Source organism: Granulicatella sp. HMSC30F09 (genome assembly GCF_001806915.1).
Taxonomy (GTDB): domain Bacteria; phylum Bacillota; class Bacilli; order Lactobacillales; family Aerococcaceae; genus Granulicatella; species Granulicatella adiacens.
Genome location: NZ_KV786427.1, coordinates 124,783 through 140,201, shown reverse-complemented (window position 1 = coordinate 140,201; position 15,419 = coordinate 124,783). Strand labels below are relative to the sequence as shown.

The window sequence follows — 15,419 nt, the reverse complement described above, 5'->3', positions numbered from 1 at the left end:
GTCCTCCCCTTTTCTTGTAGTGAATTCCACACTTCTTTTATTGTATCTCAATTATTGTATCATAAATACAGCCTTTTTTCTTCTAGAAAGAAACGGTCTAACCAGATTTGAAAAGGTTCCATGTGGAGTTCTTCTATCACTTTTTAAAAAAATCTTTTTTAAAGTGAAAATGCTCAAAATTCACTTATAAGTGAATTTTGAGCATCGAGGAAAAGTGTATCAAAAAAGAGGATGCAAGCATCCTCTTTCTAAAGTGTATTATTTACCTTCTGCTAATACGCGTTCTTGTTCAACAGCAGCTTGTCCTAAGATATTTAAGTAGTTCCATGGACGGTCGAATACTGGTTGGAAGAAGAAGTCTACGTAAGCCAAGTCTTCGATTGTCATTTTGTTTTGGATTGCTAATGACAATGTGTTTGCAGAAGCTGTACAGTCGTATTTAGACATTACTTGTCCACCTACGATACGGTTTGTACCTACTTCGTAAACTAATTTCATGTAGATTTTTTCGTATGTTGGCATGAATTCTGGACGGTGGTTATCTACCACGTATACAGAACGTACATCTAATCCAAAGTGAGGTGCGCTACCTACGTTAACCCCAGTTGAACCAATGTTCCATCCGAATAAGTGTAATCCAGATGTTGATTGAGTTCCACGGTATTTCACTTTGTGACCGTTGATGTTTTTACCTACTAATGAACCCATACGTACAGCGTTAGTTGCTAATGGAATGTAAGCATGTCCACCGTTTGGATTGTAGTTAACAGCACAGCTATCTCCTGCAGCATATACATCTTTAACAGATGTTTCCATGTAGTCGTTAACGATGATAGCACCGTTAGGCATAGTTTCTAATTGGTCTTTTACTAAGTCGTTGTTTGGACGGAAACCAACACATAAGATTACCATGTCAGCTTCGTATTCGCCACCTGAAGTTACAACTTTGTTAACAACGCCGTTTTCGCCTTCGAATGATTTAACCATTTCGTTTAAGCGAACTTGTACGCCACGTGCACGTAAGTCTTCTTCTAAGATATCAGTGAATTCAGGATCTAAGTATTTGTTTAAGATACGGTCTAATCCGTCAACTAATGTTACTTCTTTACCTTCTAAAGCAAATGCTTCTACTAATTCGATACCGATGTATCCACCACCGACAACAACAACTTTCTTCTTGTCAGTTTTCTTAGCAAAGATTTCTTTTGCTTGGTTGTAGTTTTTACATAATTGAACGTTTTCTAATTCACGTCCTGGAATTGGAGGAAGAATTGGCCAAGATCCAGTTGTAAGTACTAATTTATCAAATGAATCAGTCTTTTCTTCGCCTGTTTTTAAGTCTTTTACTGTTAATGTTTTACCAACAGTGTCGATGCTTGTTACATCGTGTTCCATACGAACTGTAGCTCCTAATGAAGCTAATTCTTCTGGACTAGAATAGAATAGTCCTTGAGGGTCCTTAACAACTCCTCCTACGTATAAAGCAATCCCACAAGATAAGAATGAAACATTATCATTTCTTTCGTATACAACGACTTCTGTTCCTGGATTGTCATTTAAAATTGTTTTGACTGCAGCAGTACCCGCGTGAGTACATCCAACTACTACAACTTTCATCAAATTTCCTCCTATAAACACTTTTGTTTATTATTGTTCTAGATAAGAATAATTATTATCTATACTCTTATATCCTACACATTCGGTACATAAAAAGCAAACGATATCATTCGCTTTAAACAGTAATTTTTCTTTATTTTTCAATATTTTTTAAGTGTTCATAGAAGATGGTCATTTTTCTTAATTTTAATTCTAAATGAGAACAGTTATCGATATTTCATCATAAAAAAACTCTACTCCGCATTACTACGGAATAGAGCTTTGTATTTATGATTCGTCCGAGTTTAGCTCTTCAAAGCGTTGTTTCATCGTCGGATTGTTCTTCACGAGTTTCTTTACAGTTAAGTCCTCCGCTTTATTATTGGCTAAACGCAAATTATTTTCAGAAGAAAGCAAGGCGGCTTTTGTCTTCTCAAGACTCTTAATCGTCTTGTCAATTTCGTCAATAGCCGATTGGAATTTCTTACTTGCGAGTTCATAGTTACGCGCAAATCCTTTTTTGAAAGTCTCAAGATCTTCCTCAAAGTGCGTAATATCAATATGTTGGTCACGCATCATGGCTAATTCTTGTTTATATTGCAATGAATTCAACGCTGCGTTACGAAGCAAGGTGATAATTGGAATAAAGAACTGCGGACGCACCACATACATTTTTGGATATTGGTAAGACACATCCACAATACCTGTGTTATAAAGTTCATTGTCTGCTTCTAGGAGACTAACAAGAATCGCATATTCACATTGTTTTTCATGACGGTCTTTATCCAACTCTTTGAAGAAGTGTTCGTTTTTCTTCTTCGTTGCTGTTTCGTCATTTTCGTTCTTCATTTCAAACATAATGGATAGAATTTCAATTCCATTCTCATCATACTCACGGTAGATATAGTCACCCTTACTTCCCGTTTTGGCATCATTGTCCTTGCCAAATTCTGCACGCGGAAACGCCGTCATACGAAGACGATTAAATTCGATTTCGCAATGTTGTTCAAGGCTTTCTCCCACCATCTTCGTTGATTGTTTCGCCTTGAAGTCTTTATAGAACGCAATCGCTTCGTCTTTTGCCTTCAACTCTAATTCGAACTGATCTTTCTTTGAGCGTAATTCCAATTCGTATTTTTCTTTTAGGGCCGTTTGTTGCACTTCTTGTTCTTTTTGTTGCAACTCTTTTTCTTGTTTGAGTTCAAGAATCGTACGTTCTTTTGCGTGTATATCTTCTTGGTATTTTTGAGACAATTCTACTTCTTTGAATTGAAGTTGTTGTTTTAATTGATCCAATTCTGCTTGGAGTGCACTAAATTCTTTCTCTTTTTGATGAAGTGCTTCTTGAACATTCTTTTCTTCCTTGACATCTGCATTCTTCAACGCTAATTCAAGCGAAAGAATCTTCTGTTCAAAGTTCGCACGTTCCTCATCATATAGACGCTTTTCTTGCTCTTTTGCGAGTGCCTTTTCCGTCTCAAATTGCTTCTTCGCAAATTCCAATTGCTTATGAACATCTTCTGCAAATTCCTTATTGCGCACTTGGCTCACAATATCTGCATACGAGTTCTCATCAATCGTAAAAACCGTCTGGCAATGTGGACATTTAATCTCGTTCATCGAACCCCTCCTTTTTATTTCTATTTCATTCTATCACAATATCGAATTTGAGCACAGACCTAAAAAATCATTACCATATATGGTAATGAACTATTTTTTCGCATGCAAAAACTCTCCGCAAATCACTTCCACGGAGAGTTTTGACTTTTATTTATTATCCAATAAAGGCTTTGATTTGTTCCACACTTTGTGATGAGTCACAAACTACACGCACTTCGCCATTACGAGCGACTAATAAACCAGGTACTGTTGGCATATTGTATTTCGCACGGAAAGCTGCTAAAGCTTCGTTAGCTCTGTCTTCTGAATTGATGAAGTACATTTCTTTTCCTAAAGCTTCACGCGCTTCGTTCATCTTTGGAGCAAAACGACGGCAATATGGGCAAGTTGGGCGTCCTACAAAAAGAACGACTTCCTTTCCTTCACCGATTAACGCTTCTACTTTCTCAGCAGTTGTTTCCACAAATTGGCTTACATCTTTTGCAAATTGTTCCATTAAAAATCCCTCCATTCATTTTTCTCCATTATGACAATGAAAAAAGAGTAGTGCAACAAATGTGCCTACTCTTTCTTATCTTTCGGATTGATTTCTTTATATTTTTTACGAATGTATAATAGACGACAAATAAACGCCCCTAACATCCCGATGGCAATCCCACCAATCATATTATCGATTAGAATTCCAATGCCAAATCCGATAGCAATCCCAATCAACATGATGAGATTCAACACGGACATTTCTCTAATTCTATCTTTTGGATCTTGCTCTTTCATACGCTTCCTCCATTATTGAATTTCAATATGACACATCTTCATTGCTGCTAAAGCATTCTCATGACTTTCTGGTGTAACTCCAGCACAAGCGCTAGAAATAACGTTAACAGGTGTATTTTGAAAATGCGCTTTAGCAAGCATTGCATTACTAATTACACAAATATCTGTACAAATCCCAATAAGTGTGATGCTTTCTACCTCAGGAACTTCCTTTTCAATGATTCCCATTAATTTTTCAGAACCAAATGTAGATTTTTCAATTCCTGTTGCGCCTTTTAATAATAATGCTTTTTCAATTTTTGGATGAATTTTCCATCCTTCGCTTCCTTTAATACAGTGAACGACCGGTAAATGACGGCCTTCCTCAGTATCTAGATAGTCTTCTCCATGAGTATCCTGAGTATAAAATACTTTCCCATCAAATGAGTTAATGGTTTCAACCGCGGTATCAATTATCGAAACGGCTTCTTTTGAACCCAATACTCCATCTACAAAATCATTTTGCATATCTACAACAATTAAAACTTTCATACATTTTCCTCCTAATGAAAAAATAGTTTTCGGAATGAGAAATAATAAAAACCAAGAATCATATATCCCACACTAATCAGTATAATCGTCGCATCCGAATAGAGTTTGAAAAATTGGAAAGAAATAGTCCCACCAATTCCAAAAAACAGCATACTTGTAAAATAGAAAAGTACCTTCCAACGTTCCTTCTTCTGACCACGAATTAAACGACCTATCACAACCCCGATATCCGTTAAATATCCAGTGAAATGTGAGGTTCGCACAATCATTCCATGATAATAAATAAACATTCCATTTTGTGTTCCCACGACAAATGAGAAATAATAGAGCCAGCGTTCATCTCTAAGCCCTATCAAAAATAATCCTAACATAATGATGCCGAAAGTTAACAGTAAAAGTCCGTATCGTTTAGTAGGTTCAAATTTTTTCTTAGAAAATAGGACCCCCGACAGTACACCGCCTCCGCCAAAGCAAAGTATCATTCCTAGAAGGCGGATTACCACGCTCCATTCCCCCTCATTTAACGCTAAAACAAATTGCGTAATATTCCCGGTAAAATGGGTAGCTGGTATTAAAAACAGTAACAAGGTCAATACATTAACCATTCCCGATAGCATACTTAATAAAGCAATCCAAATATCAAAATAAAATCTCTCTTGTTTATCCATGTATCCTACTTTCTATACATCCAAACTACCCCAATCACTAACCAGAAAACAATATTCACTAGAAAAGTGATTAAAAAATAGTTTTTCCTCTTTTTATGATTAAAAATGAATAACCCAAGTAGACCCCCAAAACCTCCACCGAAAATTCCAAGCAACAATAAAGTTCTCTCTGGAATTCTCCATTTTTTTAAAATTGCACAACATTTATCAATTCCCATCAAAATGAATAATAAACTATTGATTCCAACAAAATAAATAAAAAGGACTGTCTGCAATGATTCTTTAGGAAACTCCACTGATTAGAGATACCTTTCTTCTAAGGTGCTCACTTCAAAAATGAATGCACCTTCCTCAGTAATCAAACAAGGAATCCCCACCATCCCTTGCGCTTTCCTTGGGATAAACACTTCTTCATGGTCTCGTAATCTGAGAAATTCTTTTAAGTTTTTCATACTAGAGGTGATATCCACTTCTCTAGCAGAAATTCCAAGTTTTGCCATCGCTTCTTTAAAAGGAGCTGTATCTGGGCATAAGCTACTATAATATAAAATTTTTTCGTTCATGAAATCTCTCCTTTATTGATGTGTTAGTCGTTGCTGTAAGGCTTGGCGCGCTAATTGATCTGCGCCACGATTGTCACTTTCTGGTATCCATTTAATAAATACTTGAGGAAATTGTTTTAACTGACGTTGTATTTCCTGAAGGACAACTCTATTATCCTCTCTTTTAGTATAATTTTTTAAAATTGCATCTGCAGCTACTTTAGAGTCTGTATGTATAAAAATTAACTCTTCTTGATGCTGCTTGGCATCTAATAATTCCAATGCTTTAGAAATCGCAGTAAACTCGGCAAGGTGATTATCCATTTTCTTTTCGATAGGAAATTTATAAGGAAATTGCTCCCCATCTTTTACCAGTAGAATTCCTAACCCCACTTCACCAGGATTTCCATTGACGGCTGCATCCGTATATACTTTAATCATGATTTACAAGTGTCTCCACATGGGTCGCTTGAACTCCATGTGTTCCTTTTGAAATTTCAAAAGTCACTTTTTGGCCTTCTTTTAACGATTTGAAACCTTCTGCCACAATTCCTGTGAAATGAACAAAGATATCTTCATCCGTCTTTGTATTGCGAATAAAACCATATCCTTTTTCGTTATTGAACCATTTAACAATTCCGACTTCCATATGGATTCCTCCTTTAATGATATATCTCTATTATACTGGATACGATAATTTTTAACAGTTATGAAGTGTTTGGTGAGCTTTTATAAAAGTCTTATCTCTTTCATACAAGCTTAATAGTAAATCATCCCTTTGTAATTGTGTCTCTACCCATTCCCCAGCATCTTTAAAATATTTATCAGCAAAAGGAGCTACACGTAAAAAATCAGAATGAAGTTTTTGAAGTAACAATTCCTTCATTTCTTCGCTTAGCTGGGCTTGTTTAGAAATTAGAGTCTCAATTTCAATGAATACTCCATTCTCATAAACCGATGTAGTATTTTCCTTAGAAATTTCCACTCTATTGTTAGAAAAAACATCATAAAAATTTATCCTTTTCGAAGGCCCCTCTTTTAACCAATATTCCACTAAAAATCCTTTCCAAAATAATTGTGTGTTGGCGCTTAAAAGAAAGGACTCCACTACAGACCATTTTAAAGGCGTCTGCATCTGGGTTAACGTTCTTACAATATAGGAATTCTGTTCCTCGGATAAAACCTCATCCTTCTTAAGCTTCTCACTTAACTGTTGCAGTTTTACCACTTCACTTTGGGTAAATTCACTTTTTTCTTTTTCACATAATAGCCTTAATTCTAAAATACGATCCATTCCTAAAACTGATATCAGTTCTTCTTTTTGCATCCACTCTTCCACCTGATAGAACTGATGGTTATGAATCGCAACTTTTATCTTCCACTCCCACTTATTCGCTTTGGTGTCAAACTCAAGTGCTGCTTCTTCTACATAGTAAGTTAAATCGTCCCATCGTTTCCCTTTTTCTAGCAATTGTAAAAAAGGGTCTAAGTCTATTTGATAGTCTTTTGTGCTAATCTTATGTTCAAATTCTTCGATTGCACTTTCTAACTTCTCTTCAAACTCATCGGATTGAAGATCATTTGTGATTGTATATTTTTCAGTCATCGATTTCCTCCACAGTCATTTCATTTATATTATACTTTAAAGGACCCAAATTAGAAAGTTCATCAAAATAAAAAGGCCCTAAGGTAGCTCATCCTACCTTGGACCTTCCTCTATTTTTCAATCGGTAAAAATTCCACAATATCCTTAAAATTAACAACCGTTCTAGCTTCACAAATATCCTTCATGCATTGGTTAGAGGAATTCCAATCGATGACAACAACAGCACTATTGGCTAGTAGTTTCCAAATAATCCCAATCATCTCTTGCTCTCTAAAAGTAAATCGAATCCGATTGCCAACTTCTGGTCTTATCGATTCCTTGATTTGTGTAATAATCTGAACTCCTTCTTCATACGGAACACCTAACAAATGGGCAATTCTTGATTTGCTTGTTCCTTTTCTGAGTTCGGTTTCTACTGTACTCTTGATTTCTTTCGTGACACGTTTTACCATTGCTCCCGCCTCTTTCCATGTCTCGCCAATTTCCAACACCTTCTTTATCCATTGTATCACAAAGTATCCCCTTTGTATGTAAAAACGGCTTAATTTCTGAATTATCATTCTTTCTACTCTTTTTTATTAATGAATCCGAAATGAAAAATGGTTATTATGTAGAAATTTTTGGGATATTTTGCTCAAAAATGAACATCTATTTGTAAAACGCATACATTTACACTATACTTAAAGTGTAATGAATGGAGGGATTTTATGTTAGAACAAGCGATAACTATTTTAAAGTATGAATACCATATTGCTCCTGGGAGTTATTTCCATGTAGAAACCCCATGGGTAAAAAATATCAGTGAAATAAAAACTGTGATTATAGATCAAGATAATGTCTTTACAAAGATGTTGAGTATTTATCCAAATAACTTCGTCATGTTTTTAGAGCAATTCCCTGATTATAGTATTTATAGAACGAATTTCCCATTAGAACTCATTCCTGAAAGTGACACTTACCGCGTTTGTTTTGAACAAGCGTGATTCAAAGTGCAAAAAAGCAGAACTCGGACAATCTTATTTCTCTGCGTCCTTGTTCTGCTTTTTCATTTATTCTTCTATTGGTGCAAGCAATCGTAATCCATTTAAGAGTACTAAAATCGTACTTCCTTCATGTAAGACAACTCCCCAACCGATGTTCGTTAATCCAAAGAAGTTAAGGACTAAGAGCATCACAACGACTGACATCGCAAAAATCATATTTTCTAAAATCACACGATGTAATTTCTTACTAATCTTATGCGCCGAAACGAGTTTTTGTAAGTCGTTTTTCATGATGACGATATCACTTGTTTCAATCGCAATATCTGTCCCATTTCCCATCGCAATACCGACGTCTGCTGTAGCAAGAGCTGGCGCATCATTCACGCCATCCCCCACCATCGCTGTTAATCCATAGCGTTCTTTTTGAGACTGAATCTTTTCTAATTTTTCTTCAGGCAATACATTGGCAACAACTTCTTGTACTCCAAGCTTCATCCCAATCATTTCAGCCGTTTCTCTTGAATCCCCTGTGATCATTGTTGTATGCACCTGTTGACTCTTGAAGTAATCGAGCACCGCTTTTGACGCTTCGTTTGGAAGGTCCATGAACGCCATCAAACCAACAATTCTATTGTTTTTTACAACCGTTACAACTGTCTTGCCTTCGCTTGCCCATTCTTTCATACGAGACGCAACTTCATTAGAGCGGTCAACTGTATCCATCGATTTAATAATATGAATTTCTTCGTTTCGAACGACACTTCGAACACCTTGTCCGACAAGTACTTCCACTTCAATTTCTTCTTCAAGCACTGTCCAGTCGCTGAATTTTTGAACGACTGCTTGCGCCAGTGGATGCGTCGATTGTTTTTCCATCGCAACCACTGCTGGAATCATTGTTTCATCTTCAAACCAGTAATCTGTCAACTCTGGAGTTCCTTTTGTCAAAGTACCTGTTTTATCAAATGAAATCACGCGTAGGTCTTGTAATTGAGAGATGGCTGCTCCACCTTTTGCTAAAATTCCCATTTTAGATAAACGAGACATCGCTGCTAAAGTTGCTGGAACGGCACTTGCTGCTAAGGCACATGGAGATACCCCGATAAGGTAAACCATTCCACGGTAAAGTGTTGTATTTAAATCCCATCCCATTAAGAAATATCCAAATAATAGGAAGATTGGCCAAAGGATTAAAACGGCATTTACATAAATTGGTTCGATTTTTTGAATAAAGGTCGCTTGCTTGTTCATTGAACCTTGAGCATTTTCCACAACCTTCATAATTTTCGCAAAGACCGTATCCGTACTTTCTGCAGTTACTCGCATTTCGATACGGCTTGATAAGTTCACTGTACTCGCGAACACTTCATCTCCCTCGCCTTTTGAACGAGGCATGCTTTCACCTGTAATGGTCGCTTCGTCAATCGATGTTAATCCTTTTGTGATGACTCCATCGATTGGCACTTGATCGCCATGCAATACTTCTAATGTATCCCCAACTTTTAAGCTAGCCACGTCAACGACAACCACTTCTCCATTTTCTTGGATGAGACGTGCTTGCGTTGGATTCATTTGTAATAACGCTGTTAGCGACTTACGGCTTTTCTCTTCAACATATTCTTCAAGGAAGTGTGCTCCCGCAAAAATTAAAATCAGTAGAGCTCCTTCTTCCGCATTTCCAATTAACACTGCGCCAACTGCCGCAAGTGTCATTAAAATATGCACATTCGGTTGGAATTTTCCTTTCTTTTTGGTTTTTTCAATAGTATCTTCAACACCTTCCATCGTTACATGGTAACCTGAAAGGATGACAGTTAGAATGAATAGAATATTCGCAATCCCGTTCCCCATATATTGAAGAACCATCCCGATAATGTAAAGGACTAGTCCTGCAATATAAAAGATAACTGCTTTACTATCATCGTGGTTGTGACCTTGACGATGTCCATGTTCATGATGGTGCTCATGCTCGTGATCGTGGTCGTGATCTTCATGATGCAAGTAATGATCTTGGCATGTTTCTCCTTCATGAGTTTCTTCTTTATTCAAAAGGTGTTCAAATTTATGTTTTAGGTTATGTGTTAGCTCTTTGAAATCCATGATATCTCTCCTTACTATTTCTTGTTAATCACATAATACATGAATGAACATTCATGTGTCAAGAGATATCTTAAAATTATTCTAAATTATTTTTAGATAAAAAAAGAGACTGGCCGAAGCCAATCTCTTTTGGTGTTTCTATTAACGACGACGTTCTTGGATACGTGCTGCTTTACCACGTAAGTTACGTAGGTAGTATAATTTAGCACGACGAACTTTACCGTAACGAACTACTTCGATTTGTGCTACACGTGGAGTGTGTAATGGGAATGTACGTTCCACACCAACACCGTTAGAAACTTTACGTACTGTGTAAGTTTCGCTGATGCCAGCACCACGACGTTTGATAACAACGCCTTCGAAGATTTGGATACGTTCGCGAGTTCCTTCAACAACCTTAGCGTGAACACGTACAGTGTCACCAGGACGGAATGAAGGGATATCTGAACGTAATTGTTCTTGAGTTAATTCTTCGATTAATTTGCTCATGTTTTTTTCTCCTTCCAACAAACATTCATGACTTGGCCGCTTGTCCAATCAGCGGAATATCGTTATCTCTGAGTGAAGTCTCACTCACTCGAAATATATTAGCATACTTGCTTTTCAATTGCAAGCAAATTACAGAGATTTTCTTAGTAAAAATAAGACTTACGAATGCTCTTCGCAGCAGTGTTCATCCGCTAAATTATAAAGTTGTAATACATGATGATCTTCTAAGGAGTACCAAACATGTTTTCCAACTTTTTCTGCCTTCACGATATGGTGAGCTCTCAGTTTTTTTAACTGATGAGAAATGGCAGATTGCTCCATTCCTGTACATTTCATCAAATCTTCCACACATAAAGGTTCTTTTCGGGTTAAAAGCGTAATGATATTCAACCGAGTGTTATCTCCTAGAAGTTTAAAGAGTTGAACCATTTCTGCTCGCCCCGAATCGTTTTCGATCACCTTTTGAAAAACTTTTATTTCTTCTGGACTTAAATGTTCTCTCATTTAACATCCCTCTTCTTCCTTAATTTGCTCCAGTAACTTTTCTTCTTCTTTTGAAAGTTCATATTTTTCCAGTAAATCCGGTCTTCTTAAATAAGTTTTACGAAGGGATTCTTTCATTTGCCACTCCGCAATTTTTGCATGATTCCCACTAAACAATACTTCAGGAACTTCCATCTCTTTATAAACTCTTGGGCGCGTATATTGCGGATGTTCCAACAATCCTGTGGAATGAGAATCTCCTACTGCGGAAGCATCATTTCCTAATACATCTGGCAAAAGTCGCACCGTTGCATCAATCATCACGGTTGCGGCTAATTCCCCACCTGTTAACACGAAGTCTCCTATTGAATATTCATCCGTCACTAGCGTACGAATCCGTTCATCATATCCTTCATAGTGGCCACAAATAAATACCAAATGCTCTTCTTTCGACAACTCTTCGGCATCCTTTTGCGTAAATGTCTTTCCAGATGGATCCATTAAAATCACACGTGGCGTCGTCTCAGGAGAACGCTCACGAATCGAAGCGAGCGCTAAATCAATCGGCTCCACTTTCAGAAGCATCCCAGCTCCTCCACCGAAAGGATAATCATCGACATGATTATGTTTATTATTTGAAAACTGACGGAAATCCGTTGTCTCAAATTCAATTTTTCCTGCTTCGATGGCCTTCCCGATAATCGATTGCGTCATCGGTCCTTGTACCATTTCAGGGAATAATGTTAATACATCAATCTTCATCTTAATCGATCAACCCTTCCAATAAATGGATATAAGCTTTCTTTTCTTCTTTATCAACTTTATAAACGACTGGTTCAATAAATGGAATTAAGAGTTCTTTCTTTCCTTTTTGTTTTACAACCCAGACATCATTTGACCCTGGAGAAAGAATTTCAGTCACTTTTCCAAGCACTTCCCCTTCATCCGTTACGATTTCAAGTCCGATAATTTCGTGGTAATAAAACTCGTCGTCTTCGAGTTCTGTCAACTGCTCCTCGGCTACCTTTAAAAGACATTCTTTGTATTTTTCAACATCTTCGATACGGTTCATTCCTTCAAACGTTAACAAATCAAAGTTTTTATGACGACGATGACTAGCCACTGTCACAAATGTAAGAAATTCCCCATCTTTAAAAATCGCTAATTCTGTTCCTTTTTTATAACGTTCTTCAGCAAAATCGGTCGTCGAAATCACTCGTACTTCTCCGCGAAGACCTTGAGTATTAACGATTTTTCCCACTTTATAAAAGGTTGTCATTCTTTCTCCTCCTTAAAAGAGTCTCTCTACCCTAATTTGTAATAACTTATCCGTGACTTCTACATCATAATCATCAATACATTGACCGAGCATACAATAGTTTTTGTCTCGATTATGCGTTCCCATCAATGAACTATACATCGAATCTAATTCTAAATGTTTCTCCACCGAAAGCCCAGCTTCTAATAAATCTAAGTCTTTAGGTAATTTTGTATAAGGCGCAGTACACGTAATCGTTGCTTTTTCATGTGGTACATAAGATACATGCGCAGTCACATCATACAATTCATGATACAGGAAATAATCCACCATTTCCTTTACGATACGTTTTACAAAATCCTTTTCTGTTGCCATTATCCCTCTGCCTTTCTTTCTTTCATCTCTTGACGAATGCCTTCAAAAATTTCAAAAATTGGTACGAGAACCGCTGCGACGAATCCTCCTGCAAACCCATTATTATACAGATTTAGCCCACCATGCATTACAACCACATGGCTTACTAGTGTAATATGAACAAATCCTGCTATCATCCCCGCAAGCGGCCCATAATAACCACTAACCGGAGCAAGTGTCGTTCCGAAAATCGCTGCAATAAGCGCACTCGTACTTGTAGGTTCTACTCCCGTCAAGTAAGAACCAATCATAATCCCCACTAATACTGGAACCGTATTTTTCACTTGGTTCCCAAAAGCTCCAAAGCTCATTACACCAATAATACTTCCGACAATCGGACCATTTAATTGGCCACCATTCATAAGGACATATCCTAATAATATAAATCCTATAATACTCATGTTCAGTGTCACTGTTGCCAGATTCGTCATTTCAACAAAATCACTTGGCAAACGTCCGGAAAGCTTTAAGAGTAACTTAAAATGATATTTTTCTTTCTTTTTGAAATGTAAATAGAAACTTGTCACTATCAAAATCACACAAAATCCGATGAGCAGTTGATACAAAATCAATGGACTTTGTGTACTTGTTAGTGTTCTAGTCTCTACTTCAATTCCAAATGCATTCATAAATCCTAGAACAACCATTCCAATAATTCCAGCTGTAAACCCGACATTATACAAGCTGAACCCTTGATGGAACCCAAGAAACTGTGTGGTTAGTTGAGGTAAGATGAAGCCAATAAATATTCCTAAAGCATAGGCGATTAGAACGCTCCATCCTTGTGGTAGAACTCCGCTAAATGCTAGGAAAGAGATCAATGGACCTAAAGCAGATCCAAATAATCCAACAATGACATAATTTCGATAATTTTGCTTCGTTACCTTCGTATAAATCCATACCCCTATCATAAATGGAATACTATTGAAGAGATTTTTCCCAAAAAATGAGAATCCAGCAAGCATGCCCAAACTTCCAATAACTGTTCCGTTTAGAGGAATTTCCAGTTTTTTATAACTATAAATACTAATACCGAGCATAATCGCCACATTTAACAAGGTACTTCCAACAGACGCAATTTCCATATAATCCGTAAACAACTGACTTGGCGATACTAATATCGTCATCATCCCACTCACTAACGACTGTGGTGATTCGATGATAAACGCTAGTATCATTAACATTACGGACAGGCCGAATAAATAATAATATTGTCGATTCATCTGTTTTTTTAATATCGGCTTTTTCTTCATACGGTCTTCCCTTCAACTATAATATTACTTATTTATCATAACAAACTAACGGAAAACAATCAAAAACCCAAGTGCCAACAACAACAAAAGAACACTCATTATAATGTATACATTATAATGAGTGATACCTTATAAGGTATCACTTATTTTTCCGTTTCTCCCTCTCAGTGAAGTTTTGCAGAAATCCAGACTTTTTATAATGACTATACAATGACGGAGAATTCTACGGATTTTATACTAGCAGTACTGGGGATAGCATTCAAAGTGAATTATGGACTCTTAAAAATTCATTTTTTAGAGTCCATTTGAATCTTGAAAGAGATTGAGACTCCAGACTAAATCCGGTGCCCCAGTACAGCTAGTATAAAGAAATCCGTAAGGATTCGAAGTCATCGTTTTATCAGTCCTCTTATAGCACAAAAAAGCCCTGGATTTCTCCAAGGCTTCATCGTTTTATTTAGGCTTCAATACTTAAACGAACACGTTTTGGTCCACGAGTACGAACACTATAAGTAATCGTACGAATCGCACGAGCCACTCGTCCTTGTTTACCGATCACGCGACCGATATCTTCCGGATTTACGTGTAAAGTATATTCCATGAATTCATCTGATTCAGAGATGTCAATACGAACATCTTCAGGGAATTCTACTAATGGTTTAACCATTGATAATACTAATTCACTAATATCAGGCATTCTTTTCACCTCTCCATCGAATTGTCGACTTTATGGAAATTACTTAGAAAACTTTGATTCGTGGAATTTCTTCATGATACCTTGTTGTGATAACAAGTTGCGAACTGTATCAGAAGGTTGAGCACCGTTAGCTAACCATTTTAATGCTAATTCTTCATTGATTGAAACTTCTGCTGGGTTTGCTACTGGGTTGTATGTTCCAACTGTTTCGATGAAACGACCATCACGTGGTGAACGTGAATCAGCTACAACTACACGGTAGAAAGGATTTTTCTTAGAACCCATACGTTTTAAACGAATTTTAACTGCCATTATTTACACCTCCATGTATTAATCTCACAGTTACATAGTGTAGCAGAAAGAAGAATGCTTGTAAAGTATTTTATCTTTACACCAATGATAAAT

22 protein-coding genes are annotated in these 15,419 nt (G+C 36.9%); 1 reads left to right on the top strand and 21 read right to left on the bottom strand.

From position 1 onward, the window contains the following. Positions 1–258 precede the first annotated feature (258 nt). From HMPREF3103_RS05900 to HMPREF3103_RS05845, 12 genes are all read right to left on the bottom strand, one after another. Positions 259–1,617 (bottom strand): FAD-dependent oxidoreductase, encoded by a 1,359-nt coding sequence (locus tag HMPREF3103_RS05900; protein ID WP_070438207.1) that lies wholly within the window; start codon positions 1,615–1,617, stop codon positions 259–261. 267 nt (positions 1,618–1,884) lie between these two features. Then, positions 1,885–3,216, bottom strand: coding sequence for a DUF2130 domain-containing protein (locus tag HMPREF3103_RS05895; RefSeq protein WP_070438204.1), 1,332 nt, complete (start codon positions 3,214–3,216; stop codon positions 1,885–1,887). Between the two features lie 154 nt (positions 3,217–3,370). Further along, positions 3,371–3,712 carry a DUF6568 family protein gene (locus HMPREF3103_RS05890; RefSeq protein ID WP_070438325.1) on the bottom strand — a complete coding sequence of 114 codons (342 nt, stop codon included), beginning with the start codon at positions 3,710–3,712 and terminating at the stop codon, positions 3,371–3,373. Between the two features lie 65 nt (positions 3,713–3,777). Next, positions 3,778–3,990, bottom strand: a complete 213-nt coding sequence (locus HMPREF3103_RS05885) for a hypothetical protein (protein ID WP_005606713.1) — start codon at positions 3,988–3,990, stop codon at positions 3,778–3,780. A gap of 12 nt (positions 3,991–4,002) precedes the next feature. Further along, on the bottom strand, positions 4,003–4,521 hold the full coding sequence (locus HMPREF3103_RS05880) for a cysteine hydrolase family protein (protein ID WP_070438200.1): 519 nt from the start codon (positions 4,519–4,521) through the stop codon (positions 4,003–4,005). Positions 4,522–4,532: 11 nt separating this feature from the next. After that, the gene (locus HMPREF3103_RS05875; RefSeq protein WP_049555191.1) at positions 4,533–5,189 is read right to left on the bottom strand and encodes a YoaK family protein; all 657 of its coding nucleotides are present in this window, start codon (positions 5,187–5,189) and stop codon (positions 4,533–4,535) included. 5 nt (positions 5,190–5,194) lie between these two features. After that, positions 5,195–5,485, bottom strand: coding sequence for a DUF1294 domain-containing protein (locus HMPREF3103_RS05870; protein WP_049555192.1), 291 nt, complete (start codon positions 5,483–5,485; stop codon positions 5,195–5,197). Positions 5,486–5,488: 3 nt separating this feature from the next. After that, positions 5,489–5,752: a glutaredoxin gene (locus HMPREF3103_RS05865; RefSeq protein ID WP_070438197.1), complete on the bottom strand. Its 264-nt coding sequence runs from the start codon at positions 5,750–5,752 to the stop codon at positions 5,489–5,491. A gap of 12 nt (positions 5,753–5,764) precedes the next feature. Continuing rightward, complete coding sequence (locus HMPREF3103_RS05860; protein WP_070438194.1) at positions 5,765–6,172, bottom strand: ribonuclease HI family protein; 408 nt, start codon at positions 6,170–6,172, stop codon at positions 5,765–5,767. Continuing rightward, positions 6,165–6,380: a cold-shock protein gene (locus HMPREF3103_RS05855; RefSeq protein ID WP_005606721.1), complete on the bottom strand. Its 216-nt coding sequence runs from the start codon at positions 6,378–6,380 to the stop codon at positions 6,165–6,167. Before HMPREF3103_RS05855 ends, HMPREF3103_RS05860 begins: the two co-directional genes overlap by 8 nt. A gap of 51 nt (positions 6,381–6,431) precedes the next feature. Further along, positions 6,432–7,337: a hypothetical protein gene (locus HMPREF3103_RS05850; RefSeq protein ID WP_070438191.1), complete on the bottom strand. Its 906-nt coding sequence runs from the start codon at positions 7,335–7,337 to the stop codon at positions 6,432–6,434. Between the two features lie 110 nt (positions 7,338–7,447). Next, entirely contained in the window at positions 7,448–7,849 is a 402-nt protein-coding gene (locus tag HMPREF3103_RS05845; RefSeq protein ID WP_308609700.1) for a DUF2187 domain-containing protein, read from the bottom strand. Between the two features lie 195 nt (positions 7,850–8,044). Here HMPREF3103_RS05845 and HMPREF3103_RS05840 point away from each other — a divergent pair, with 195 nt between their 5' ends. Further along, complete coding sequence (locus HMPREF3103_RS05840; RefSeq protein ID WP_070438188.1) at positions 8,045–8,320, top strand: hypothetical protein; 276 nt, start codon at positions 8,045–8,047, stop codon at positions 8,318–8,320. A gap of 66 nt (positions 8,321–8,386) precedes the next feature. Here HMPREF3103_RS05840 and HMPREF3103_RS05835 read toward each other — a convergent pair whose 3' ends face one another. From HMPREF3103_RS05835 to rpsP, 9 genes are all read right to left on the bottom strand, one after another. After that, positions 8,387–10,420, bottom strand: coding sequence for a heavy metal translocating P-type ATPase (locus HMPREF3103_RS05835; protein ID WP_083278748.1), 2,034 nt, complete (start codon positions 10,418–10,420; stop codon positions 8,387–8,389). 141 nt (positions 10,421–10,561) lie between these two features. Beyond that, positions 10,562–10,909 carry a 50S ribosomal protein L19 gene (gene rplS, locus HMPREF3103_RS05830; RefSeq protein WP_048784034.1) on the bottom strand — a complete coding sequence of 116 codons (348 nt, stop codon included), beginning with the start codon at positions 10,907–10,909 and terminating at the stop codon, positions 10,562–10,564. A 159-nt stretch (positions 10,910–11,068) separates the two neighbouring features. After that, positions 11,069–11,413 carry an ArsR/SmtB family transcription factor gene (locus HMPREF3103_RS05825; protein WP_053091358.1) on the bottom strand — a complete coding sequence of 115 codons (345 nt, stop codon included), beginning with the start codon at positions 11,411–11,413 and terminating at the stop codon, positions 11,069–11,071. After that, positions 11,414–12,154, bottom strand: coding sequence for a tRNA (guanosine(37)-N1)-methyltransferase TrmD (trmD, locus tag HMPREF3103_RS05820; protein ID WP_070438185.1), 741 nt, complete (start codon positions 12,152–12,154; stop codon positions 11,414–11,416). Between the two features lies 1 nt (position 12,155). Continuing rightward, positions 12,156–12,671, bottom strand: a complete 516-nt coding sequence (gene rimM / locus HMPREF3103_RS05815) for a ribosome maturation factor RimM (RefSeq protein WP_005606733.1) — start codon at positions 12,669–12,671, stop codon at positions 12,156–12,158. 12 nt (positions 12,672–12,683) lie between these two features. Then, on the bottom strand, positions 12,684–13,025 hold the full coding sequence (locus HMPREF3103_RS05810) for a hypothetical protein (RefSeq protein ID WP_070438182.1): 342 nt from the start codon (positions 13,023–13,025) through the stop codon (positions 12,684–12,686). Then, a complete protein-coding gene (locus HMPREF3103_RS05805; RefSeq protein WP_070438179.1) occupies positions 13,025–14,317 on the bottom strand; it encodes a DUF1576 domain-containing protein in 1,293 nt (430 codons plus the stop codon). Before HMPREF3103_RS05805 ends, HMPREF3103_RS05810 begins: the two co-directional genes overlap by 1 nt. 457 nt (positions 14,318–14,774) lie before the next feature. Continuing rightward, positions 14,775–15,014, bottom strand: coding sequence for a KH domain-containing protein (locus HMPREF3103_RS05800; RefSeq protein ID WP_005606736.1), 240 nt, complete (start codon positions 15,012–15,014; stop codon positions 14,775–14,777). 39 nt (positions 15,015–15,053) lie between these two features. Further along, positions 15,054–15,326: a 30S ribosomal protein S16 gene (gene rpsP, locus HMPREF3103_RS05795; protein ID WP_005606737.1), complete on the bottom strand. Its 273-nt coding sequence runs from the start codon at positions 15,324–15,326 to the stop codon at positions 15,054–15,056. Positions 15,327–15,419: the final 93 nt, after the last annotated feature.